This window comes from Pseudomonas sp. TH06 (genome assembly GCF_016651305.1).
GTDB lineage: Bacteria > Pseudomonadota > Gammaproteobacteria > Pseudomonadales > Pseudomonadaceae > Aquipseudomonas.
Genome location: NZ_JAEKEC010000001.1, coordinates 4,170,603 through 4,188,990, shown reverse-complemented (window position 1 = coordinate 4,188,990; position 18,388 = coordinate 4,170,603). Strand labels below are relative to the sequence as shown.

The following is an 18,388-nucleotide window of genomic DNA, read 5'->3' as shown; positions in this document are numbered from 1 at the left end:
TGACACACCGCAATCGCGAGCAGGCTCACTCCTACATTTGGTTTTGTGTACTCCCTCAAGATTGTGTCGTGCCTGCTATGATGCGCGGCATCTCCATCGCTCAGGATCGCGCCGTTCCCCATGGATTACCGCAAACCCTCCGACCGCAAAAGCATGCACTCGCGCATCGTCCAGGAACTGGGCATGCAGATCGTCTCCGGACGTTTTTTGCCCGATGACAAACTGCCCGCCGAAGCCTTGCTGTGCGAGGAGTACGCGGTCAGCCGGCCGGTGCTGCGCGAAGCTACGCGGGTGCTGGTGGCCAAGGGGCTGGTGTATTCGAAACCGCGTGTTGGCACGGTGGTCAAGGCTCGGCGCGAGTGGCACATGCTCGACCCGGACGTGCTGCACTGGCTGATGCAAAGCAGCCCGCAGAACGAGTTCTTCAATGTCCTGACCAGCGTGCGCAGCATCATCGAACCGGCGGCTGCCGCCCTCGCCGCTCAGCACGCGACCGAGGCCGACATCGCCCTGATCGGCGAAGCCTACCAGCGCATGGAAGCAGCGCCGACGCCGGAAGCCCTGCTGCAACCGGATCTGGATTTTCATAGCCGCATCGCCGATGCCACGCACAACGATTTGCTGGCGAACCTGTGCAACATGCTCTCGGTAGCGATTGCCGAGGCGTTGAAGCATTCGAATCAGCGGCCGAACCTGCATGAGCTGGCGTTGCCGCGGCACAAGGCGATTCTCACCGCTATCGAGAACCGTGATGCGCTGGGTGCCCGGCATGCGACGTTGGTGCAGCTGGATGATGCGCGGAGTGCGCTGAGTGTTGTGCTTGGCGCAGATCTCTCCTGACACACCCCAATTCCCCATGTAGGAGTGAGCCTGCTCGCGATAGCGGTGTGTCAGTCAGCGATTCTTTACCTGATATACCGCTATCGCGAGCAGGCTCACTCCTACATGGGGATTGTGTGAAATTCGTGGGATAAAAAAAGCCGCAACCCGAAGGTTGCGGCTTTGTCGTTTCAGATTCTCAGATCAGTGAGCAAACAGCGAGTTGCCCTTCTGCCCCGCCAGCTTTTCCGGTTTGATCAGGAACTTGGCCAGTGCCGGCAGCAGCCACAGCGCACCGAACATGTTCCACAGCAGCATGAAGGTCAGCATCAGGCCCATGTCGGCCTGGAACTTGATCGCCGAGAAGATCCAGGTGCACACGCCGATAGCCAGGCACAGACCGGTGAACAGCACTGCTTTACCAGTGGATTTCAGGGTCTGGTAATAGGCTTCCTGCAACGGCAACCCGGCGCGCAGGAAACTTTCCAGACGGCTGTAGATGTAGATGCCGTAGTCGACGCCAATCCCTACACCCAGCGCCACCACTGGCAAGGTTGCGACTTTCACGCCGATGCCCATGAACGCCATCAGTGCGTTGCCGAGTACCGAGGTCAGCACCAGCGGCAGGACGATGCACAAGGTCGCTGCCCACGAACGGAAGGTGATCATGCACATCACCGCCACGCAGATGTACACCAGGATCAGGATGGTCAACTCAGCCTGTTTGATGACTTCGTTGGTGGCCGCTTCGATCCCGGCGTTACCGGCGGCGAGGATGAATTCCAGTCCGTCCTTGTTGTTGTCCTTGGCGAATTCCTGCACCGCATGTACCGCACGATCGAGGGTTTCGGCCTTGTGATCGTTGAGGAACACCAGCACCGGCGCCAGCGAGCAACTGTTGTTGTACAGACCGTCGGCGCGGGCAATCGAGTTGTTCAGCACGTCAGGGTTGCGCGACAGGGTTTCCCATTTCAGGTTGCCCTCGTTCATGCCCTTGATCATCTGCTTGGACACGGTCACCAGCGAGATCGCCGACTGCACGCCCTCGGTGTTCTGCATCTTCCACATCAGCTCATCGATCGGCGCCATGGCTTCGTAGCGTGAGCAACCCTCGGCCTTGGTCTTGACCATCACCACCAGCACGTCGGAACTGGTCGAGTAGTTGTTGATGATGAAGTTGTTGTCCTTGTTGTAGCGCGAGTCCGGACGCAGTTCCGGCGCGCCCTGGTCGAGGTCACCGATTTTCAGGTTCTGGCTGTACCAGAGGCCGCCACCGAAGGCGATCAGCGCCAGCGCGATGGAGACCGGGGCAACTTTCGGGCTGGCGAAGTTCGACAGCAGACGCCAGAACGGATGTTCGCGGTTCGCGTCTTTTTTGCTCCTGGCAATCGCACGCTTGCTGATGCCGACATACGAAATCGCTACCGGCAGCAGGATCAGGTTGGTGAACACGATCACCGCCACGCCGATGGACGCGCCGATGGCCAGTTCACGGATCACGCCGATGTCGATGATCAGCAGCGTGATAAAGCCGACGGCGTCCGCCAGAATCGCGATCATCCCCGGCAGGAACAGTTGCCGGAATGTCCTGCGCGCAGCGGTGAGTGCGTTATCCGCCTCGCTGGACTGCAGGGCGATACCGTTGATCTTCTGCACGCCGTGGGAGATACCGATGGCGAAGATCAGGAACGGCACCAGCATCGAATACGGATCGAGCCCGAAACCGAAAAAGTGCATCAATCCGAGTTGCCAGACCACCGCCACCAGCGTCGTACTCAACACCGCAATGGTGCTGCGCAGGCAATTGGTGAACCACAACAGCAGGATCAGGGTGATGACGAAAGCGATGCCGAAGAACAACACCACCATCACCAGACCGTCGATCAGGTCGCCGACTTTCTTGGCGAAACCGACAATGTGGATCTTGACGTTGGGGTTCTGCGCTTCGAACTTGTTGCGGATCTTGTCTTCGAGTTCATGGGAGAACTTGCGGTAGTCCAGCGCGAGCAATTTGCCCTGGTCTTCCGGGTCCGGGTAGGACTCCAGCAGCGGAATGTCGACGATGCTCGACTTGAAGTCGTTGGACACCAGACGCCCGACCTGGCCGGACTTGAGCACGTTGTTGCGCAGCAGATCGAGGCTGTCCTGCGAGCCGTTGTAGCTCTGCGGAATCACTTCGCCGCCGGCAAAACCTTCTTCGGTCACTTCGGTCCAGCGTACGCTCGGACTCCACAGCGACTTCAGCCCGGAACGGTCGACGCCAGAAATGTAGAAAACCTCGTCGTTGATCTGACGCAGGGTCTCCATGTACTCCTTGGAGAAGATGTCGCCGTCGGTGGCTTCCACCGAAATCCGCACGGTGTTGCCCAGGTTCGCCAGATCGTTGCGGTGCTCCATCATCTTCTCGATGAACGGATGCTTGAGCGGGATCATTTTTTCGAAACTGGTCGACGGCCGGATCAACGTGGCCTGCCAGAACAGGAAAATGCTGACCACCAGACAGATGAGAATCACTGCCGGGCGGTTGTTGAAAATCAGACGTTCGAGGAACGTCGCCTTGTCCTGCTGAGGAGTGATCAAGGAAGTCATAGCCCCGCCTTCTTATTATTGATCTCGGCGCCGTTTGGCAACGTGGTGTGCACACCGCCCTGCCCGGTCAGAATCAGATTGCCGTCGCCCGCCGCCGTGACCGAGGACAGCGAAATGCGATCCGGGCGGTTGAACACGCTGAAGGTTTCGCCATTGTCGCTGCTGCTGATCACCGAGCCGCCGTTGCCGACGATGACGATGGAGCCATCCGCCAGCAGCGTGGCGCCGGACAGACCGAACTCCAGTGCACCGCGCGCGGCTTTCAACTCAACCTGTTCCCAGGTGCTGCCGAAATCGGTGGAGCGGTAAAGATTGCCGCGCAGGCCGTAGGCAAGCAGGGTCTGCGGTTGCGCGGTGCCGATCACGCCGAACAACGAACCTTCGTACGGGCCTTCGAGTTTTTCCCAGGTCTGGCCCCAGTCGGCGGAGCGGAACATGCTGCCGGATTCGCCGACGATGAACAGCCCGGCGTCTTTCACCGCCGCGATGGCATTGAGGTGAAACTGGTCTTCGTTGTCGAGACGGTCACTGACGTCTTCCCAGTGTTTGCCGCCGTCGGTGGTTTCCAGCAATGCACCGTACGCGCCCACGGCGAGGCCGCTGTTGACGTCCTTGAACCAGACGTCGAGCAGCGGCGATTCACGTTTGAGGTCTTCGAATTGCTTGGTCCAGGTCAGACCGCCGTCTTCGCTGGCGAGAATCTGCGCATCATGACCGACCGCCCAGCCGTGTTTGTCGTCGACAAAATACACCGCCGTGAGCAGTTGCCGGCTCGGCACCTTGGCTTGAGTCCAGGTCTTGCCCTGGTCATCGGAATAGACAATGTGCCCGCGATCCCCGACCGCCACCAGCCGGGTGCCGGCGTGGACAACATCGAGAATCAGGCTTTTCGTGGCTTTGGCGGATTCGGTGGCGTACACCACGTCGGCCGGGGCCTCGGCGGCGATCACAGGTGCCGACAGCGTGGCGAAGCCCAGCAGAGAGAGTGCTGTGGCCAGCAACGCGGTGTTGCGTAACGCCGGCGGGCGGCAACGACTCATAGACCTTCCCCTATTTATTATTGTTAGGCCATCTGGCCTTCAAGGGCGCCGCAAGTGTGCTCCAGTGATGGCTGTTCAGAAGCATAGTCCTGAAACCCGCAATCCAGAGCCACTTCGGAAGCTGGCTCATCCTATCGGGCTTTAGAAACGTCTGACAATCGGCGCCACGTTATCTTTTGTTAACCACCTTGCCGATGAGTTTCCCCCCTGTAGGAGTGAGCCTGCTCGCGATAGCGGTGTGTCAGTCAATGAATTCTTACCTGATACACCGCTATCGCGAGCAGGCTCACTCCTACAGGGGATCGGCGGGCTTTGGGATTTGAATGCATGACCATTCGCCGGAGTGATGCGGCAAATGTTGCGAGGGGGACTTGCACGATCGGTATTATGGTATACCATCAGACGCACAGACACTCTCAATCCCCCAACGGAGCAGCTCATGAGTTTCGAAATTCGCAAGATCGTCAGCTATGTCGAAGAGACCTTCATCGAAGGCGGCAAGGCCACCGACAAGCCAGTGACCATGGTCGGTCTCGCCGTGGTGATGAAAAACCCGTGGGTGGGCAACGGTTTCGTTGAAGACCTCAAGCCGCAGATCCGCGCCAACTGCTCTGATCTCGGTGCACTGATGGTCGAGCGTCTGGTCGGCATCATCGGCGGTGCCGAGAAGATCGAGGCCTACGGCAAAGCCGCCGTGGTCGGCGCTGATGGCGAGATCGAACACGCTTCCGCCGTGATCCACACCCTGCGCTTCGGCAACCACTACCGCGAAGCCGTCAACGCCAAGAGCTACCTGAGTTTCACCAACAAGCGTGGTGGTCCAGGCACGTCGATCCAGATCCCGATGATGCACAAGGACGACGAAGGTCAGCGTTCGCACTACATCACCCTGGAAATGCAGATCGAAGACGCGCCGCGTGCCGACGAAATCGTCGTGGTGCTGGGTTGCGCCGACGGTGGTCGTCTGCACCCGCGCATCGGCAACCGCTACATCGATCTGGAAGAACTGGCCGCCGAAAAAGCCCAGTAATCACAATAAAAAGGCATTGCAGGAGCGCTCCATGATTCGGCTCACCGCTGAACTCACCCCGGCTGGCACCAGTTACCTGGCGACCGGCCAAGGCCAGCCCGTGGTCTTGATCCACGGCGTGGGCCTGAACAAAGAAATGTGGGGCGGCCAGATCGTTGGCCTGTCGACCCAGTACCAAGTGATCGCCTACGACATGCTCGGCCATGGCGCCAGCCCGCGACCGGCCAGCGGCACCGACTTGCTCGGGTATGCCGATCAATTGCTGGAGTTGCTTGATCACTTGAGTCTGCCGCAGGCAGCGGTGATCGGTTTCTCCATGGGCGGTCTGGTCGCACGGGCGTTTGCCCTGCACTACCCGCAGCGCCTGCAAAGCCTGGTGGTGTTGAACAGCGTGTTCAACCGCAGCGAAGAACAGCGTGCCGGGGTCATCGCTCGCACCGCGCAAGCGGCCGAACATGGCCCGGACGCCAACGCCGAAGCGGCGCTGTCACGCTGGTTCAGCCGCGAGTATCAGGCGGCCAATCCGGCGCAGATCGCCGCGATCCGTCAGACCCTCGCCGGCAATGATCCGCAGGGTTATCTGACCACCTACGAACTGTTCGCCACACAAGACATGTACCGCGCCGACGACCTGGGCAGCATTCAGGCGCCGACGCTGATCGCCACCGGCGAACTCGACCCGGGTTCGACCCCGGAAATGGCCGAGCAACTGGCCCGGTGCATCCCCGGCGCGAAGGTTGCCGTGCTGCCCGAGCAACGGCATATGATGCCTGTAGAGTCGCCGCGTCTGGTCAACCAGACGTTGCTGGAATTTCTCCAATTCGCACACTCCCGACAAAACCATATAAAGGGGATCGTTGCATGACACTCGCACGCTTCCAGATGTGCATCGGCGGAGAATGGGTCGACGCCCTCTCCGGCAAGACTTTCGAAAGCCTCAACCCGGCCTCCGCGCAAGCCTGGGCCGAACTGCCAGACGCCGATGAAGCCGACGTCGAACGCGCCGTGCAATCGGCACAAACCGCGTTCGACAGCCCGGCCTGGCGCGGTCTGACCGCCACCGCGCGCGGCAAATTGCTTCGCCGTCTCGGCGACCTGATCGCCGAGAACAAGGAACAACTGGCGCAGCTGGAAAGCCGCGACAACGGCAAGCTGATCCGCGAAACCCGCGGTCAGGTCGGTTATCTGCCGGAGTTTTTCCACTACACCGCCGGCCTTGCCGACAAGCTCGAAGGCGGCACCCTGCCGCTGGACAAGCCTGACCTGTTTGCCTACACCGTGCACGAAGCGATGGGCGTGGTCGCCGCGATCATTCCGTGGAACAGCCCGTTGTACCTGACCGCAATCAAACTCGCCCCGGCCCTCGCCGCCGGCAATACGATTGTGATCAAGCCGTCCGAACACGCTTCGGCGACGATTCTCGAACTGGCACGTCTGGCCCTCGAAGCCGGGATTCCGCCGGGCGTGGTCAACGTTGTCACCGGTTACGGCCCGAGCACTGGCGCCGCCCTCACCCGCCATCCGCTGATCCGCAAGATCGCCTTTACTGGCGGCGCGGCGACGGCGCGGCATGTGGTGCGCAGCAGTGCCGAGAACTTCGCCAAGCTGTCGCTGGAACTGGGTGGCAAGTCGCCGAACATCATCTTCGCCGACGCCGATCTCGACAGCGCGATCAACGGCGCGATTGCCGGGATCTACGCGGCGTCAGGTCAGAGCTGTGTGTCGGGTTCGCGCTTGCTGGTGCAGGACGAAATCTACGACGAGTTCGTCAATCGGCTGGTCGAACGCGCCCAACGCATTCGCATCGGCAACCCGCAGGAAGACAACAGTGAGATGGGCCCGATGGCGACCGCGCAGCAACTGGCGGTGGTCGAAGGTCTGGTGGCGGATGCCATCGCTGAAGGTGCGCGTTTGCGTACGGGCGGCAAGCGCCCGGAAAATCTCGGCGCAGGCTGGTTCTACGAGCCAACGCTGTTCGAATGCGACCGCAATTCGATGAAGATCATGCAGGAAGAAGTCTTCGGCCCGGTGGCGTCGGTGATTCGCTTTAAAGATGAAGCCGAAGCGCTGGCCATCGCCAACGACTCACAGTTCGGCCTAGCGGCCGGCATCTGGACCCGCGATCTCGGTCGCGCCCATCGCCTCGCCCGGGATGTGCGTTCAGGGATCATCTGGGTCAACACCTACCGTGCGGTGTCGGCGATGGCACCGATCGGCGGCTTCAAGAACAGTGGCTATGGACGCGAAAGCGGCATCGATTCGGTGCTGGCCTACACCGAACTGAAAACGGTGTGGATCAACCTTTCTCAGGCGCCGATGCCTGATCCGTTTGTGATGCGCTAGGAGTCCTGAGAAATGATCGAACCCGGCATTTACAAAGACGTCATGAGCTCGTTCCCGTCCGGCGTCACGGTGGTCACGACGCTTGACCCGGATGGCGGCATCGTCGGCATCACCGCCAGTGCTTTCAGCGCGCTGTCGATTGACCCGGCGCTGGTGTTGTTCTGCCCCAACTATGCTTCCGACACCTACCCGGTCCTGCGCGACAGCAAGAAATTCGCGATCCATTTGCTCTCCGCCGACCAGACCGCCGAGGCCTATGCGTTTGCCGGTAAAGGCAAGGACAAGGCCAAGGACATCGCCTGGCATCTGAGCGAACTCGGTAACCCGATCCTCGCCAAAGCCACGGCGATCATCGAGTGTGAGCTGTGGCGGGAATACGACGGTGGTGATCACGCGATTATTGTTGGCGCGGTGAAAAACCTGATTCTGCCGGCGCAACCGGTGACGCCGATGATCTACCACAAAGGCAAACTCGGCCCCCTGCCGACCCTGGCCTGACAGATTCACACAGATCCCACTGTGGAACTGCCCATTGTGGTGAGGGGATTTATCCCCGACCGGCTGCGAAGCAGTCGTAAAACCATTGCACGCGGAATGTCTGGTAAATCGCGGTTGCAGGTGTTGGGGCTGCTTCGCACCCCGTCGGGGATAAATCCCCTCACCACAGGTTTCATTCCAACAGGTGGATATGCGTTGTGAGGAGGAATGATGAGTAACGAAAAGTATGAAAAGGGCCTGAAGATCCGCACGCAGGTCTTGGGTGAAGCGTACGTCCAGCGCTCGATCGACAACGCCGACGACTTCACCCGTCCGCTACAGGAAATGGTCACCGAATACTGCTGGGGTCATGTCTGGGGCCGCGAAGGCTTGTCGCTCAAGGAGCGCAGCATGATCAACCTGGCAATGATCTCGGCGCTCAACCGCCCGCACGAACTCAAGCTGCATGTGCGCGGCGCCTTGCGTAACGGCCTGAGTCGTGAGCAAATACGCGAAATTCTGCTTCAGGTCGGCATTTATTGCGGCGTCCCGGCGGCCGTGGACAGTTTCCGGCTCGCCCGTGAAGCCTTCGCCGAAGCCGACGCCGAGGCCTCCAGTTAACCCCTCGGCTGTTTTGATGCCCGTCTGGCAAGGACAGCCACAGTAAAGAGCGGACCCCATGAAACGCCAGCCACTCGACGACAGCTTCAAGGTCAATCGCAACCCCGTTACCCTGCGCGAAATCGTGCTGGATAAACTGCGTAGCGCGATCATGAATTTCCAGCTCATGCCGGGCGATCGTCTGGTCGAGCGCGATCTGTGTGATCGCCTGGGCGTCAGCCGCACGTCGGTGCGCGAAGCCTTGCGTCACCTTGAATCCGAAGGTCTGGTGGAATTCGCCGATGCCAAAGGTCCGCGCGTGGCGATCATCACCCTCGCCGATGCCGTCGATATCTATGAACTGCGTTGCGTACTCGAAGGCCTGATCGTTCAACTGTTTACCCTGCGCGCCAAGGCCAAGGACATCAAAGCCCTGGAAAAAGCCCTCGACGAGAACCGCAAGGCTCTCAAGGACGGCGAACTGCAACAGGTGATCGACTCGGTGCAGGGCTTCTACGACGTGCTGCTGGAAGGTTCGGGCAACCATGTCGCGGCGACTCAGTTGCGGCAGTTGCAGGCACGCATCAGCTACTTGCGCGCGACGTCGGTTTCCCAGGAAAACCGTCGCGGCGCGAGTAATCAGGAAATGGAAAAAATGGTCGCGGCGATCAAGAGCGGTGATCCGCTGGCGGCGCATCAGGCCTGTGTTGATCACGTTCGTGCGGCCGCTGCGGTGGCCCTCGATTACCTCAAGCGCAAGCAGGAAGAGACCGGAGCTACCCCGCCGATCACCCTGCCGATCGCCTTGAAAGAACCCCGTATAGGTCACTGATATGTTCAGCCCGAGCTATTGCCCGAAATGCGGTGGCCCTGACCTCGGTCAGCAGATACCGGCGGGCGATACGCACGAGCGCCTGATGTGCCGCGGCTGCGGCTACATCCACTACGTCAATCCGAAGATTATTGCCGGCTGCATCATCGAGCAGAATGGCAAATACCTCTTGTGCCAACGGGCGATCCCGCCGCGCCCGGGCACCTGGACGTTACCGGCAGGCTTCATGGAAAGCGGCGAGACCACCGAGCAGGCGGCGCTGCGTGAAGTCTGGGAAGAAAGCGGCGTGCGTGCGGAAATTCTCTCGCCGTATTCGATCTTCAGCGTGCCGAAGATCAGCGAGGTGTACATCATCTTCCGCGCCATCGCGCTGGAGATCACCGGGCAGTACGGGCCGGAAACGCTCGACTATAAATTTTTCGCCCCTGAAGACATCCCGTGGGAGCAGATCTATTACCCGGCGATCCGGCAGATTCTCGAGCGCTACATCGAGGAACGCCAGGCCGGGGTTTACGGGATCTACATGGGCAACGATGACAGCGGCAAGATCCACTTTATCCGCTGAAAACGCAGTCCGCTCTTTGTAGGAGTGAGCCTGCTCGCGATAGCGGTGTGTCAGTCGTGATGATGTTGACTGATGAAACGCTATCGCTAGCAGGCTCACTCCTACAGGTGTTCTGCGGTGTCTGTTAGTTAGGGGCGATGCCTTCGACGATGATGATTTCTGCCTTTGCCCATTCCTCGCGGTAACTTTTCGCCTCCTGGTATGCCGCCGAGTGGTAGCACGCCACGGCTTTTTCATAGCTCTCGAACTCGATCACCACACTGCGTTGCGGCGTCTCGCGCCCTTCCATCGCCTCGCTGCGCCCGCCTCTCGCCAGAAACTTTGCACCGAACGCGGCGAAGGCCGCCGGCGCACGCTGGGTGTATTGGCTGTAGTGATCGGCATCGGCTATATCCACGTGAGCAATCCAGTACGCCTTCATAGTGACCTCTTTGTTGATTTTGTATTATGGTATACCAATATATTTCCAACAAACCCTGAGAGTCCAGCATGGCCTTCAACAGCATCGAAGAAATCATCGAAGATTATCGCCTCGGCAAAATGGTTCTGCTGGTCGATGACGAAGATCGCGAAAACGAGGGCGACCTGCTGCTGGCCGCCGATTGCTGTACGCCCGAGGCGATCAGTTTCATGGCGCGTGAAGCGCGAGGGCTGATCTGTCTGACGCTGACCGACGAACATTGCCAGCGTTTGGGTCTGGAGCAAATGGTGCCGAGCAACGGCAGCGTGTTCAGCACTGCGTTCACGGTGTCGATTGAAGCAGCGGTTGGCGTGACCACCGGAATATCCGCTGCCGATCGCGCCTGCACGGTTGCCGCCGCCGTAGCCAAAGATGCCCGCGCCGAAGACCTGGTTCAGCCGGGCCATATCTTTCCGTTGCGTGCCAAGGAAGGTGGCGTGCTGACTCGCGCCGGCCATACCGAAGCGGGTTGCGATCTGGCCCGTTTGGCCGGTTTCACCCCCGCCTCGGTCATCGTCGAAGTGATGAACGACGACGGCACCATGGCCCGTCGCCCAGACCTGGAAGTGTTTGCCCGCCAGCACGGGATCAAGATCGGCACCATTGCCGACCTGATCCACTACCGGCTGAGCACTGAACACACCATCGAACGGATCGGCGAGCGCGAACTGCCGACGGTGCATGGCACGTTTCGGTTGATCACTTTTGAAGACCGTATCGAGGGCGGTGTGCACATGGCCATGGTCATGGGCGATCTGCGCCGCGAAGAACCGACGCTGGTGCGCGTGCATGTGATTGATCCGCTGCGTGATCTGGTCGGCGCCGAGTACAGCGGGCCGACGAACTGGACGCTGTGGGCCGCGCTGCAACGGGTCGCGGCTGAAGGTCATGGGGTTGTCGTAGTGCTGGCCAATCATGAATCGTCGCAGGCGTTGCTGGAGCGGGTACCGCAATTGACCCAGCCGCCACGGCAATTCAGCCGTTCGCAATCGCGGATTTATTCGGAGGTCGGTACCGGGGCGCAGATTCTGCAGAACCTTGGGGTTGGCAAGTTGCGCCATCTGGGCCCGCCGCTGAAGTACGCCGGACTGACCGGCTATGACCTGGAAGTGGTCGAGAGCATCCCGTACACCGAATAACCGTTACCAGTGATCCCCTGTGGCGAGGGGATTTATCCCCGTTGGGCAGCGTAGCGGCCCCTAATCCTGCGAAAGCGATCCGCCACGAATATCGCATTTTCTGCTTTCAGGGCTGCTCCGCAGCCCAACGGGGATAAATCCCCTCGCCACAGTTTCATCCACTGCACATTTTCGGTGAAAGCCAAAAAACGCGTTCGCCAGATAACCGGTAAGGCAAAGTGCTTGCACAAAGTTTGGAATACCATAATATGATATTCCATAGACCGGACACTCCAAAGGACGTCCATCTACTGCTCCCGTCAGGCGGGCAACAACGCAAGCCCGCTCAAAAACACAACAATGAGGGCGTAAAAATGGTGTTGAACAAAGCTGCAACCGCAATCTTTTTTGCGGGACTGCTCAGCGTTACCGGCCAGGCCGCGATGGCTGCCGAGAGCGTGAATTTTGTCAGCTGGGGCGGAAGCACCCAGGATGCGCAGAAACAGGCCTGGGCCGATCCATTCAGCAAGGCCAGCGGCATCACTGTCGTGCAGGACGGCCCGACCGACTACGGCAAACTCAAAGCCATGGTCGAGAGCGGCAACGTGCAATGGGACGTGGTCGATGTCGAAGCCGATTTCGCCCTGCGCGCTGCTGCTGAAGGCCTGCTCGAACCCCTCGATTTCAAGACCATCCAGCGCGACAAGATCGACCCGCGTTTCGTCAGCGATTACGGCGTCGGCTCGTTCTTCTTCTCCTTCGTCCTCGGCTACAACGAGGGCAAGCTCGGCGCCAACAAGCCGCAGGACTGGAGCGCCCTGTTCGACACCAAGACCTATCCTGGCAAACGCGCCCTGTATAAATGGCCAAGCCCCGGCGTGCTCGAACTGGCGCTGCTGGCCGACGGCGTACCGGCCGACAAGCTCTACCCGCTGGATCTGGATCGCGCCTTCAAGAAACTCGACACCATCAAGAAAGACATCGTCTGGTGGGGCGGCGGCGCGCAGTCGCAGCAACTGCTGGCGTCCGGCGAAGCGAGCATGGGCCAGTTCTGGAACGGTCGCATTCATGCCCTGCAAGAAGACGGCGCTCCGGTTGGCGTGAGCTGGAAGCAGAACCTGGTCATGGCCGATATTCTGGTCATCCCCAAAGGTTCGAAAAACAAGGACGCGGCGATGAAGTTCCTGGCCAGCGCCAGCAGTGCCAAAGGCCAGGCCGACTTCTCCAACCTGACCGCCTACGCCCCGGTCAACCTCGACAGTGTGGAGCGTCTGGATTCGACGCTGGCCCCCAACCTGCCGACTGCCTACGCTAAGGATCAGATCACTCTTGATTTCGCGTACTGGGCCAAAAACGGCCAGGCCATCGCGACACGGTGGAACGAATGGCTGGTCAAATGAAAATGGCGGCCACCGCGTCCCGCCCCTCCACTGCCACCGGGAGCGCGACCAGCGCTGCCGGTTCGGCCCACGGAACACAGGCGGTTGCGATGCAGCAGGCCCCGTCCCTCAGACAACGCTGGCGCGGCGCCGGCAACCTCGTTCCGGCGCTGTTGTTCATCGGCCTGTTTTTTCTCGCGCCGTTGATTGGTCTGCTGTTGCGCGGCGTGCTTGAACCGGTGCCGGGCCTTGGCAACTACGAACAGCTGTTTGCCAACTCGGCCTATGCCCGGGTGTTGCTCAACACCTTTTCGGTGGCCGGGCTGGTGACGCTGTTCAGCCTGCTGCTGGGCTTTCCGCTGGCCTGGGCGATCACCCTGGTGCCGCGTGGCTGGGGTCGCTGGATCCTCAACATCGTGCTGCTGTCGATGTGGACCAGCCTGCTCGCCCGCACCTATTCATGGCTGGTGCTGCTGCAAGCATCGGGCGTGATCAACAAGGCCTTGATGGCGCTGGGCATCATCGATCAGCCGCTGGAAATGGTGCATAACCTGACCGGTGTGGTGATCGGCATGAGCTACATCATGATCCCGTTCATCGTGCTGCCGTTGCAGGCGACGATGCAGGCCATCGACCCGATGATTCTGCAGGCCGGTTCGATTTGCGGCGCCAGTCCGTGGACCAACTTCTTCCGGGTGTTTCTGCCGCTGTGCCGGCCGGGTCTGGCCTCCGGTGGTTTGATGGTGTTCGTGATGTCGCTCGGTTACTACGTGACCCCGGCGCTGCTCGGCGGCGCGCAGAACATGATGCTGCCGGAATTCATCATTCAGCAGGTGCAATCGTTCCTCAACTGGGGCCTGGCGAGTGCCGGCGCTGCGTTGCTGATCGCGATCACTTTGGTGCTGTTCTACTTCTACCTGAAGCTTCAGCCGGAATCCCCGGTTGGCGCCAGTAACGCGAGGTAAGCCGACATGCTCCTGACTCCCAATGCGATGAGCCGGCGCATGCGTTTCGGCCTCTACGCCACCACCGGGCTGATCGGTCTGTTCCTGCTGTTGCCGATCGTGTTCATCGTGCTGCTGTCGTTCGGTTCGTCGCAGTGGCTGGTGTTTCCGCCGCCAGGCTGGACGCTGAAATGGTACGGCCAGTTCTTCTCCAACCCCGACTGGATGAACGCGGCTGCGGCGAGCCTCAAGGTCGCCGTGCTGACCACGATTTTCGCCGTGGCCCTCGGTTTGCCGACCGCGTTTGCGCTGGTGCGCGGACGCTTTCCCGGCCGGGAAATGCTCTACGGCCTGTTCACCCTGCCGATGATCGTGCCGCTGGTGATCATCGCCGTGGCGGTGTACGCGCTGTTTCTCAAGCTCGGTTATACCGGGACGATGTTCGCCTTCGTTGTCAGCCATGTGATCGTCGCGCTGCCGTTCACCATCATCTCGATCATCAACTCGCTGAAGCTGTTCGATCAGTCGATTGAAGACGCCGCGGTGATCTGCGGTGCGTCGCGCCTGCAAGCCGTGTTCAAGGTGACGTTCCCGGCGATCCGTCCGGGCATGGTCGCCGGCGCCCTCTTCGCCTTTCTGGTTTCGTGGGACGAAGTGGTGCTCAGCGTGATGATGGCCAGCCCGACCCTGCAAACCCTTCCCGTGAAAATGTGGACCACCCTGCGCCAGGACCTGACACCGGTGATCGCCGTCGCTTCGACGCTGCTGATCGGCCTGTCGGTGTTGGTCATGGTCATCGCCGCCGCGCTGCGCCGGCGCAACGAAATCCGCGCCTGAGCGCCCAGGAGTACGACATGAGTGCCGTGATCAAAGACGCATCCCAGCAGAACGACAAACCCCTGGTCAGCCTGCGCAACCTGAACAAGCACTACGGCGACTTTGCCGCCGTCGACAACATCTCGCTGGACATCAAGGACGGCGAGTTCCTGACCTTCCTCGGCTCCAGCGGCTCGGGCAAAAGCACCACGCTGTCGATGCTCGCCGGGTTTGAAACACCGAGCAGCGGCGAGATCCTCGTCAACGGTCAGTCGCTGGTGAACGTGCCGCCGCACAAACGCGACATCGGCATGGTGTTCCAGCGTTATTCGCTGTTCCCGCATTTGTCGGTGCGCGACAACATCGCCTTTCCCTTGGCGATTCGCAAACTCGCCGCTGCCGAACGTGACAAGCGCGTCGATGCGATGTTGAAACTGGTGCAACTGGAACAGTTCGCTCATCGCCGCCCTTCGCAACTGTCTGGTGGTCAGCAGCAGCGTGTCGCCATTGCCCGGGCGCTGGTTTACGAACCACGCATTCTGTTGATGGACGAACCGCTCGGTGCGCTGGATAAAAAGCTGCGGGAAGATTTGCAGGACGAACTGCGCCAACTGCATCGGCGCCTGGGCATCACCATCGTTTACGTGACCCACGATCAGGAAGAAGCCATGCGTTTGTCCCAGCGCATCGCGATTTTCAGTCACGGCAAGATTGTTGGTCTGGGCAGCGGATATGACCTTTATCAGAATCCGCCGAATGCGTTTGTCGCCTCTTTTCTGGGGAATTCGAACTTCCTCAAGCTCAAGGCGCAGGGCAATGCAGCGGCGAGTTTTGAAGGGCAGCCGTTGTCGATTCGGCTGACGGCGGGCTTGCACACCGAGCAGGATGTGTTGCTGATGGTGCGGCCGGAAAAGGCCTTGGCGTTGAGCGTGGCACAAGCGCTCAGCGAACCGTTGCCGTCGGGTTGGAACGAAGTTTCAGCGAAGGTTGTGGAAGTGCTGTTCCTTGGTGAGAGCCAGACCTGCAGCGTGGTGACTTCGGGCGGGACGTCGATGACGGTGAAGGCATTGTCCGCCGCCGGCATGCCGCTCAAGGCCGGCGATCCGGTGCGAGTGCGCTGGGCCACTGCTGACGCCTGCGTCTACACCGAATGGACCGAAGGCGACCTCAACAAAGCTGCCGGTGCTCACTAAAACTTCCCTGGCATCACAAAATCCCTGTAGGAGTGAGCCTGCTCGCGATGACGGTGTGTCAGACGACAACGATGTGACTGATAGACCGTTATCGCGAGCAGGCTCACTCCTACAATTGGACCGTGTGTCCCCCTCGAGTCACTCCAGCGTCGGGCTGCGGTGGCTCTTTTTTTTCAGGTGATCGGGGTAAAACCCTCGATTTCGTCGGGCCACGCCGTGAGGATTTCGAAACCGGTCTCCGTCACCGCGACCATATGCTCCCACTGCGCCGACAGCGAGCCGTCCTTGGTCAGCACGGTCCAGCCATCGGGCATGTTTTTCACATGACGCTTGCCGGCATTGAGCATCGGCTCCACGGTAAAAATCATCCCGGCCTTGAGCTTCATGCCTTGGTTCGGAAAGCCGTAATGCAGAATCTGCGGCTCATCGTGATAGACCTTACCGATGCCGTGGCCGCAATACTCGCGCACCACGCTGAAGCCCTCCTTCTCCGCCAGCGTCTGGATCGCGTGGCCGATATCGCCCAACGTCGCGCCGGGCTTGACCACACGAATACCCGCGCACATCGCCTCGTAGGTGGTCTTGATCAGGTGTTGCGCCTCAGGTGTTGCCTCACCGACCACGTACATGCGGCTGGTGTCACCGAACCAGCCGTCCTTGATCACCGCGATGTCGAGGTTGACGATGTCGCCATCCTTCAACGGCGTGCCCGATGGAATGCCGTGGCACACCGCATCGTTGACCGACGCACAGACCGTTTTCGGGAAGCCGTGATAACCGACGTTGGCCGGCACGGCTTTTTGCACATTGACGATGTAGTCGTTGCACAACCGATCCAGTTCATCGGTGGTCACGCCAGCCTTGACGTGCGGCACCAGCATCGCCAGCACTTCGGCAGCGAGTTTACCGGCAGCGCGCGATTGTGCGATGTCGGCCGGGGTGTTGATCTTGATCTGGTTTCTCATGCGCTGACGGCTTCCTGAGTCAGTTGTTGCAGATCCAGCCCGCCGTTCTGTTCGGCGCGGATCAGCAAGCGGCAAATGGCGCTGTGGTCGAGGTTGGGATGCAGCTCGGCGAGCATGCCGATGCGCATCCAGTGCTCGGCCTGCGCGTTGATCGAGCGGCTGAGGGCGTTGCTGGAGATACGCAGGTTCTCGTGCATGTCCTCTGAAATCTTTACGATGCCCATATATGAATCCGATACGATGTGTATATGGATCGTATATTAGCCAAGCCCTGTGGAAAATTGCAAATCCTCAGGCAAGCGCCGCATCGAAAAACGACGAGATGAGCCGACTGGAGCGCCGCTCGGCCAGACAGTACAAATAGGTCTCGGTAAAAAGTTCTTCGCCCTCAATGCGGATCGTGCGGATGTTCGGGTCGGCAATGAACTCCGCCTCCGAGACCACGCCCAATCCCAGCCCGCGCACCACCGCTTCACGCAAGGCCTCGCGGCTGCCGATCTCCATGGCGATGCGCGGTTTGACCTGCGCCGCATTCAGCGCCTGCTCCAGCACCAGCCGCGTGGTCGAACCGGGCTCGCGTTGCAGCAGCCGTTGCCCTTCCAGCTCTTCGATCCGCACGCTGCCACGATTGGCCAGCGGATGCTCATGATGCGCGAACAGAATGATCGCGTGCCGCGCATAACTTACCGCACACAGCGCCGGATCATCCTGACGCCCGGCCAGCACGGCGATGTCGGTCACGTAGTTTTCCAGGTCCGACAACACCTGCGCCGAGTTGCCGACGCGAATCGACACGTCGATGTTCGGATGCTGTTGCAGGTAACTGTCGACCATTTCGATTACATGAAACGGCCCCACCGCGCCGACCTTGAGCTGGCCGCTGTCGAGTCGTCCGGAATCACGCAGCAAGTTGTGCGCCTCCAGTTCCAGCAAGGCGATACGCTGGGCGATCGGCAGCAACTGCCGTCCGACGTCGGACAGTTCAATGCGCCGCCCGCGCCGATGGAACAGTTCGACATTGTGTTGGCGCTCCAGGCTTTGCACCTGGGTGGTCAAGGTCGGCTGGCTCAAGCCCGTGGCTCTGGCACCGGCGCTGAAACTGCCATGGCGAGCGACGGCGAGAAAGGCGCGAAGTTTGGCGCTGGACATCCATAGACTCCATCAATAGTTAGCTGCTGTTTCGCATATTGAATTGATTGAATGACTGTCACGTGACAG

19 protein-coding genes are annotated in these 18,388 nt (G+C 60.2%); 13 read left to right on the top strand and 6 right to left on the bottom strand.

Going from position 1 to position 18,388, the window contains the following annotated elements:
* The first annotated feature begins 120 nt into the window (after positions 1-120).
* Entirely contained in the window at positions 121-840 is a 720-nt protein-coding gene (locus JFT86_RS18900) for a FadR/GntR family transcriptional regulator (protein ID WP_201237838.1), read from the top strand.
* Between the two features lie 183 nt (positions 841-1,023).
* Here the strand turns inward: JFT86_RS18900 and JFT86_RS18895 are convergent, their stop codons facing one another.
* Both JFT86_RS18895 and JFT86_RS18890 read right to left on the bottom strand, forming a co-directional pair.
* On the bottom strand, positions 1,024-3,408 hold the full coding sequence (locus tag JFT86_RS18895) for an RND family transporter (RefSeq protein ID WP_201237837.1): 2,385 nt from the start codon (positions 3,406-3,408) through the stop codon (positions 1,024-1,026).
* The gene (locus JFT86_RS18890) at positions 3,405-4,448 is read right to left on the bottom strand and encodes a YCF48-related protein (RefSeq protein ID WP_201237836.1); all 1,044 of its coding nucleotides are present in this window, start codon (positions 4,446-4,448) and stop codon (positions 3,405-3,407) included. Before JFT86_RS18890 ends, JFT86_RS18895 begins: the two co-directional genes overlap by 4 nt.
* Positions 4,449-4,887: 439 nt before the next feature.
* Here JFT86_RS18890 and JFT86_RS18885 point away from each other — a divergent pair, with 439 nt between their 5' ends.
* The 7 genes from JFT86_RS18885 (at position 4,888) to JFT86_RS18855 (ending at position 10,295) form a co-directional block, all read left to right on the top strand.
* Positions 4,888-5,478, top strand: coding sequence for an amino acid synthesis family protein (locus JFT86_RS18885; RefSeq protein WP_007917992.1), 591 nt, complete (start codon positions 4,888-4,890; stop codon positions 5,476-5,478).
* A 31-nt stretch (positions 5,479-5,509) separates the two neighbouring features.
* Positions 5,510-6,343, top strand: coding sequence for an alpha/beta fold hydrolase (locus JFT86_RS18880; protein WP_201237835.1), 834 nt, complete (start codon positions 5,510-5,512; stop codon positions 6,341-6,343).
* Entirely contained in the window at positions 6,340-7,821 is a 1,482-nt protein-coding gene (locus tag JFT86_RS18875; RefSeq protein ID WP_201237834.1) for an aldehyde dehydrogenase, read from the top strand. The genes JFT86_RS18880 and JFT86_RS18875 overlap by 4 nt, the downstream gene beginning before the upstream one ends.
* Positions 7,822-7,833: 12 nt before the next feature.
* Entirely contained in the window at positions 7,834-8,319 is a 486-nt protein-coding gene (locus JFT86_RS18870) for a flavin reductase family protein (RefSeq protein WP_201237833.1), read from the top strand.
* A 210-nt stretch (positions 8,320-8,529) separates the two neighbouring features.
* Positions 8,530-8,919 (top strand): carboxymuconolactone decarboxylase family protein, encoded by a 390-nt coding sequence (locus JFT86_RS18865; protein WP_027613073.1) that lies wholly within the window; start codon positions 8,530-8,532, stop codon positions 8,917-8,919.
* A 58-nt stretch (positions 8,920-8,977) separates the two neighbouring features.
* Positions 8,978-9,730, top strand: coding sequence for a GntR family transcriptional regulator (locus JFT86_RS18860; protein ID WP_103305749.1), 753 nt, complete (start codon positions 8,978-8,980; stop codon positions 9,728-9,730).
* 1 nt (position 9,731) lies between these two features.
* Positions 9,732-10,295, top strand: a complete 564-nt coding sequence (locus JFT86_RS18855) for an NUDIX hydrolase (RefSeq protein ID WP_201237832.1) — start codon at positions 9,732-9,734, stop codon at positions 10,293-10,295.
* 124 nt (positions 10,296-10,419) lie between these two features.
* Here the strand turns inward: JFT86_RS18855 and JFT86_RS18850 are convergent, their stop codons facing one another.
* Positions 10,420-10,716, bottom strand: a complete 297-nt coding sequence (locus JFT86_RS18850; RefSeq protein ID WP_201237831.1) for a DUF1330 domain-containing protein — start codon at positions 10,714-10,716, stop codon at positions 10,420-10,422.
* A gap of 68 nt (positions 10,717-10,784) precedes the next feature.
* Here JFT86_RS18850 and ribBA point away from each other — a divergent pair, with 68 nt between their 5' ends.
* The 5 genes from ribBA (at position 10,785) to JFT86_RS18825 (ending at position 16,205) form a co-directional block, all read left to right on the top strand.
* A complete protein-coding gene (gene ribBA / locus JFT86_RS18845; RefSeq protein ID WP_201237830.1) occupies positions 10,785-11,894 on the top strand; it encodes a bifunctional 3,4-dihydroxy-2-butanone-4-phosphate synthase/GTP cyclohydrolase II in 1,110 nt (369 codons plus the stop codon).
* A gap of 353 nt (positions 11,895-12,247) precedes the next feature.
* On the top strand, positions 12,248-13,273 hold the full coding sequence (locus JFT86_RS18840) for an ABC transporter substrate-binding protein (RefSeq protein ID WP_129392910.1): 1,026 nt from the start codon (positions 12,248-12,250) through the stop codon (positions 13,271-13,273).
* On the top strand, positions 13,270-14,217 hold the full coding sequence (locus JFT86_RS18835) for an ABC transporter permease (RefSeq protein WP_201238617.1): 948 nt from the start codon (positions 13,270-13,272) through the stop codon (positions 14,215-14,217). The genes JFT86_RS18840 and JFT86_RS18835 overlap by 4 nt, the downstream gene beginning before the upstream one ends.
* 6 nt (positions 14,218-14,223) lie before the next feature.
* Positions 14,224-15,033, top strand: coding sequence for an ABC transporter permease (locus tag JFT86_RS18830; RefSeq protein ID WP_201237829.1), 810 nt, complete (start codon positions 14,224-14,226; stop codon positions 15,031-15,033).
* 17 nt (positions 15,034-15,050) lie between these two features.
* Complete coding sequence (locus JFT86_RS18825) at positions 15,051-16,205, top strand: ABC transporter ATP-binding protein (RefSeq protein WP_201237828.1); 1,155 nt, start codon at positions 15,051-15,053, stop codon at positions 16,203-16,205.
* Positions 16,206-16,378: 173 nt separating this feature from the next.
* Here JFT86_RS18825 and map read toward each other — a convergent pair whose 3' ends face one another.
* The 3 genes from map to JFT86_RS18810 all read right to left on the bottom strand — a co-directional run bounded on the left by map (position 16,379) and on the right by JFT86_RS18810 (position 18,319).
* Positions 16,379-17,170 carry a type I methionyl aminopeptidase gene (map, locus tag JFT86_RS18820; RefSeq protein ID WP_201237827.1) on the bottom strand — a complete coding sequence of 264 codons (792 nt, stop codon included), beginning with the start codon at positions 17,168-17,170 and terminating at the stop codon, positions 16,379-16,381.
* Positions 17,167-17,394 carry a ParD-like family protein gene (locus JFT86_RS18815; protein WP_007918027.1) on the bottom strand — a complete coding sequence of 76 codons (228 nt, stop codon included), beginning with the start codon at positions 17,392-17,394 and terminating at the stop codon, positions 17,167-17,169. Before JFT86_RS18815 ends, map begins: the two co-directional genes overlap by 4 nt.
* A gap of 67 nt (positions 17,395-17,461) precedes the next feature.
* Positions 17,462-18,319 (bottom strand): LysR substrate-binding domain-containing protein, encoded by an 858-nt coding sequence (locus tag JFT86_RS18810; protein ID WP_201232813.1) that lies wholly within the window; start codon positions 18,317-18,319, stop codon positions 17,462-17,464.
* Positions 18,320-18,388: the final 69 nt, after the last annotated feature.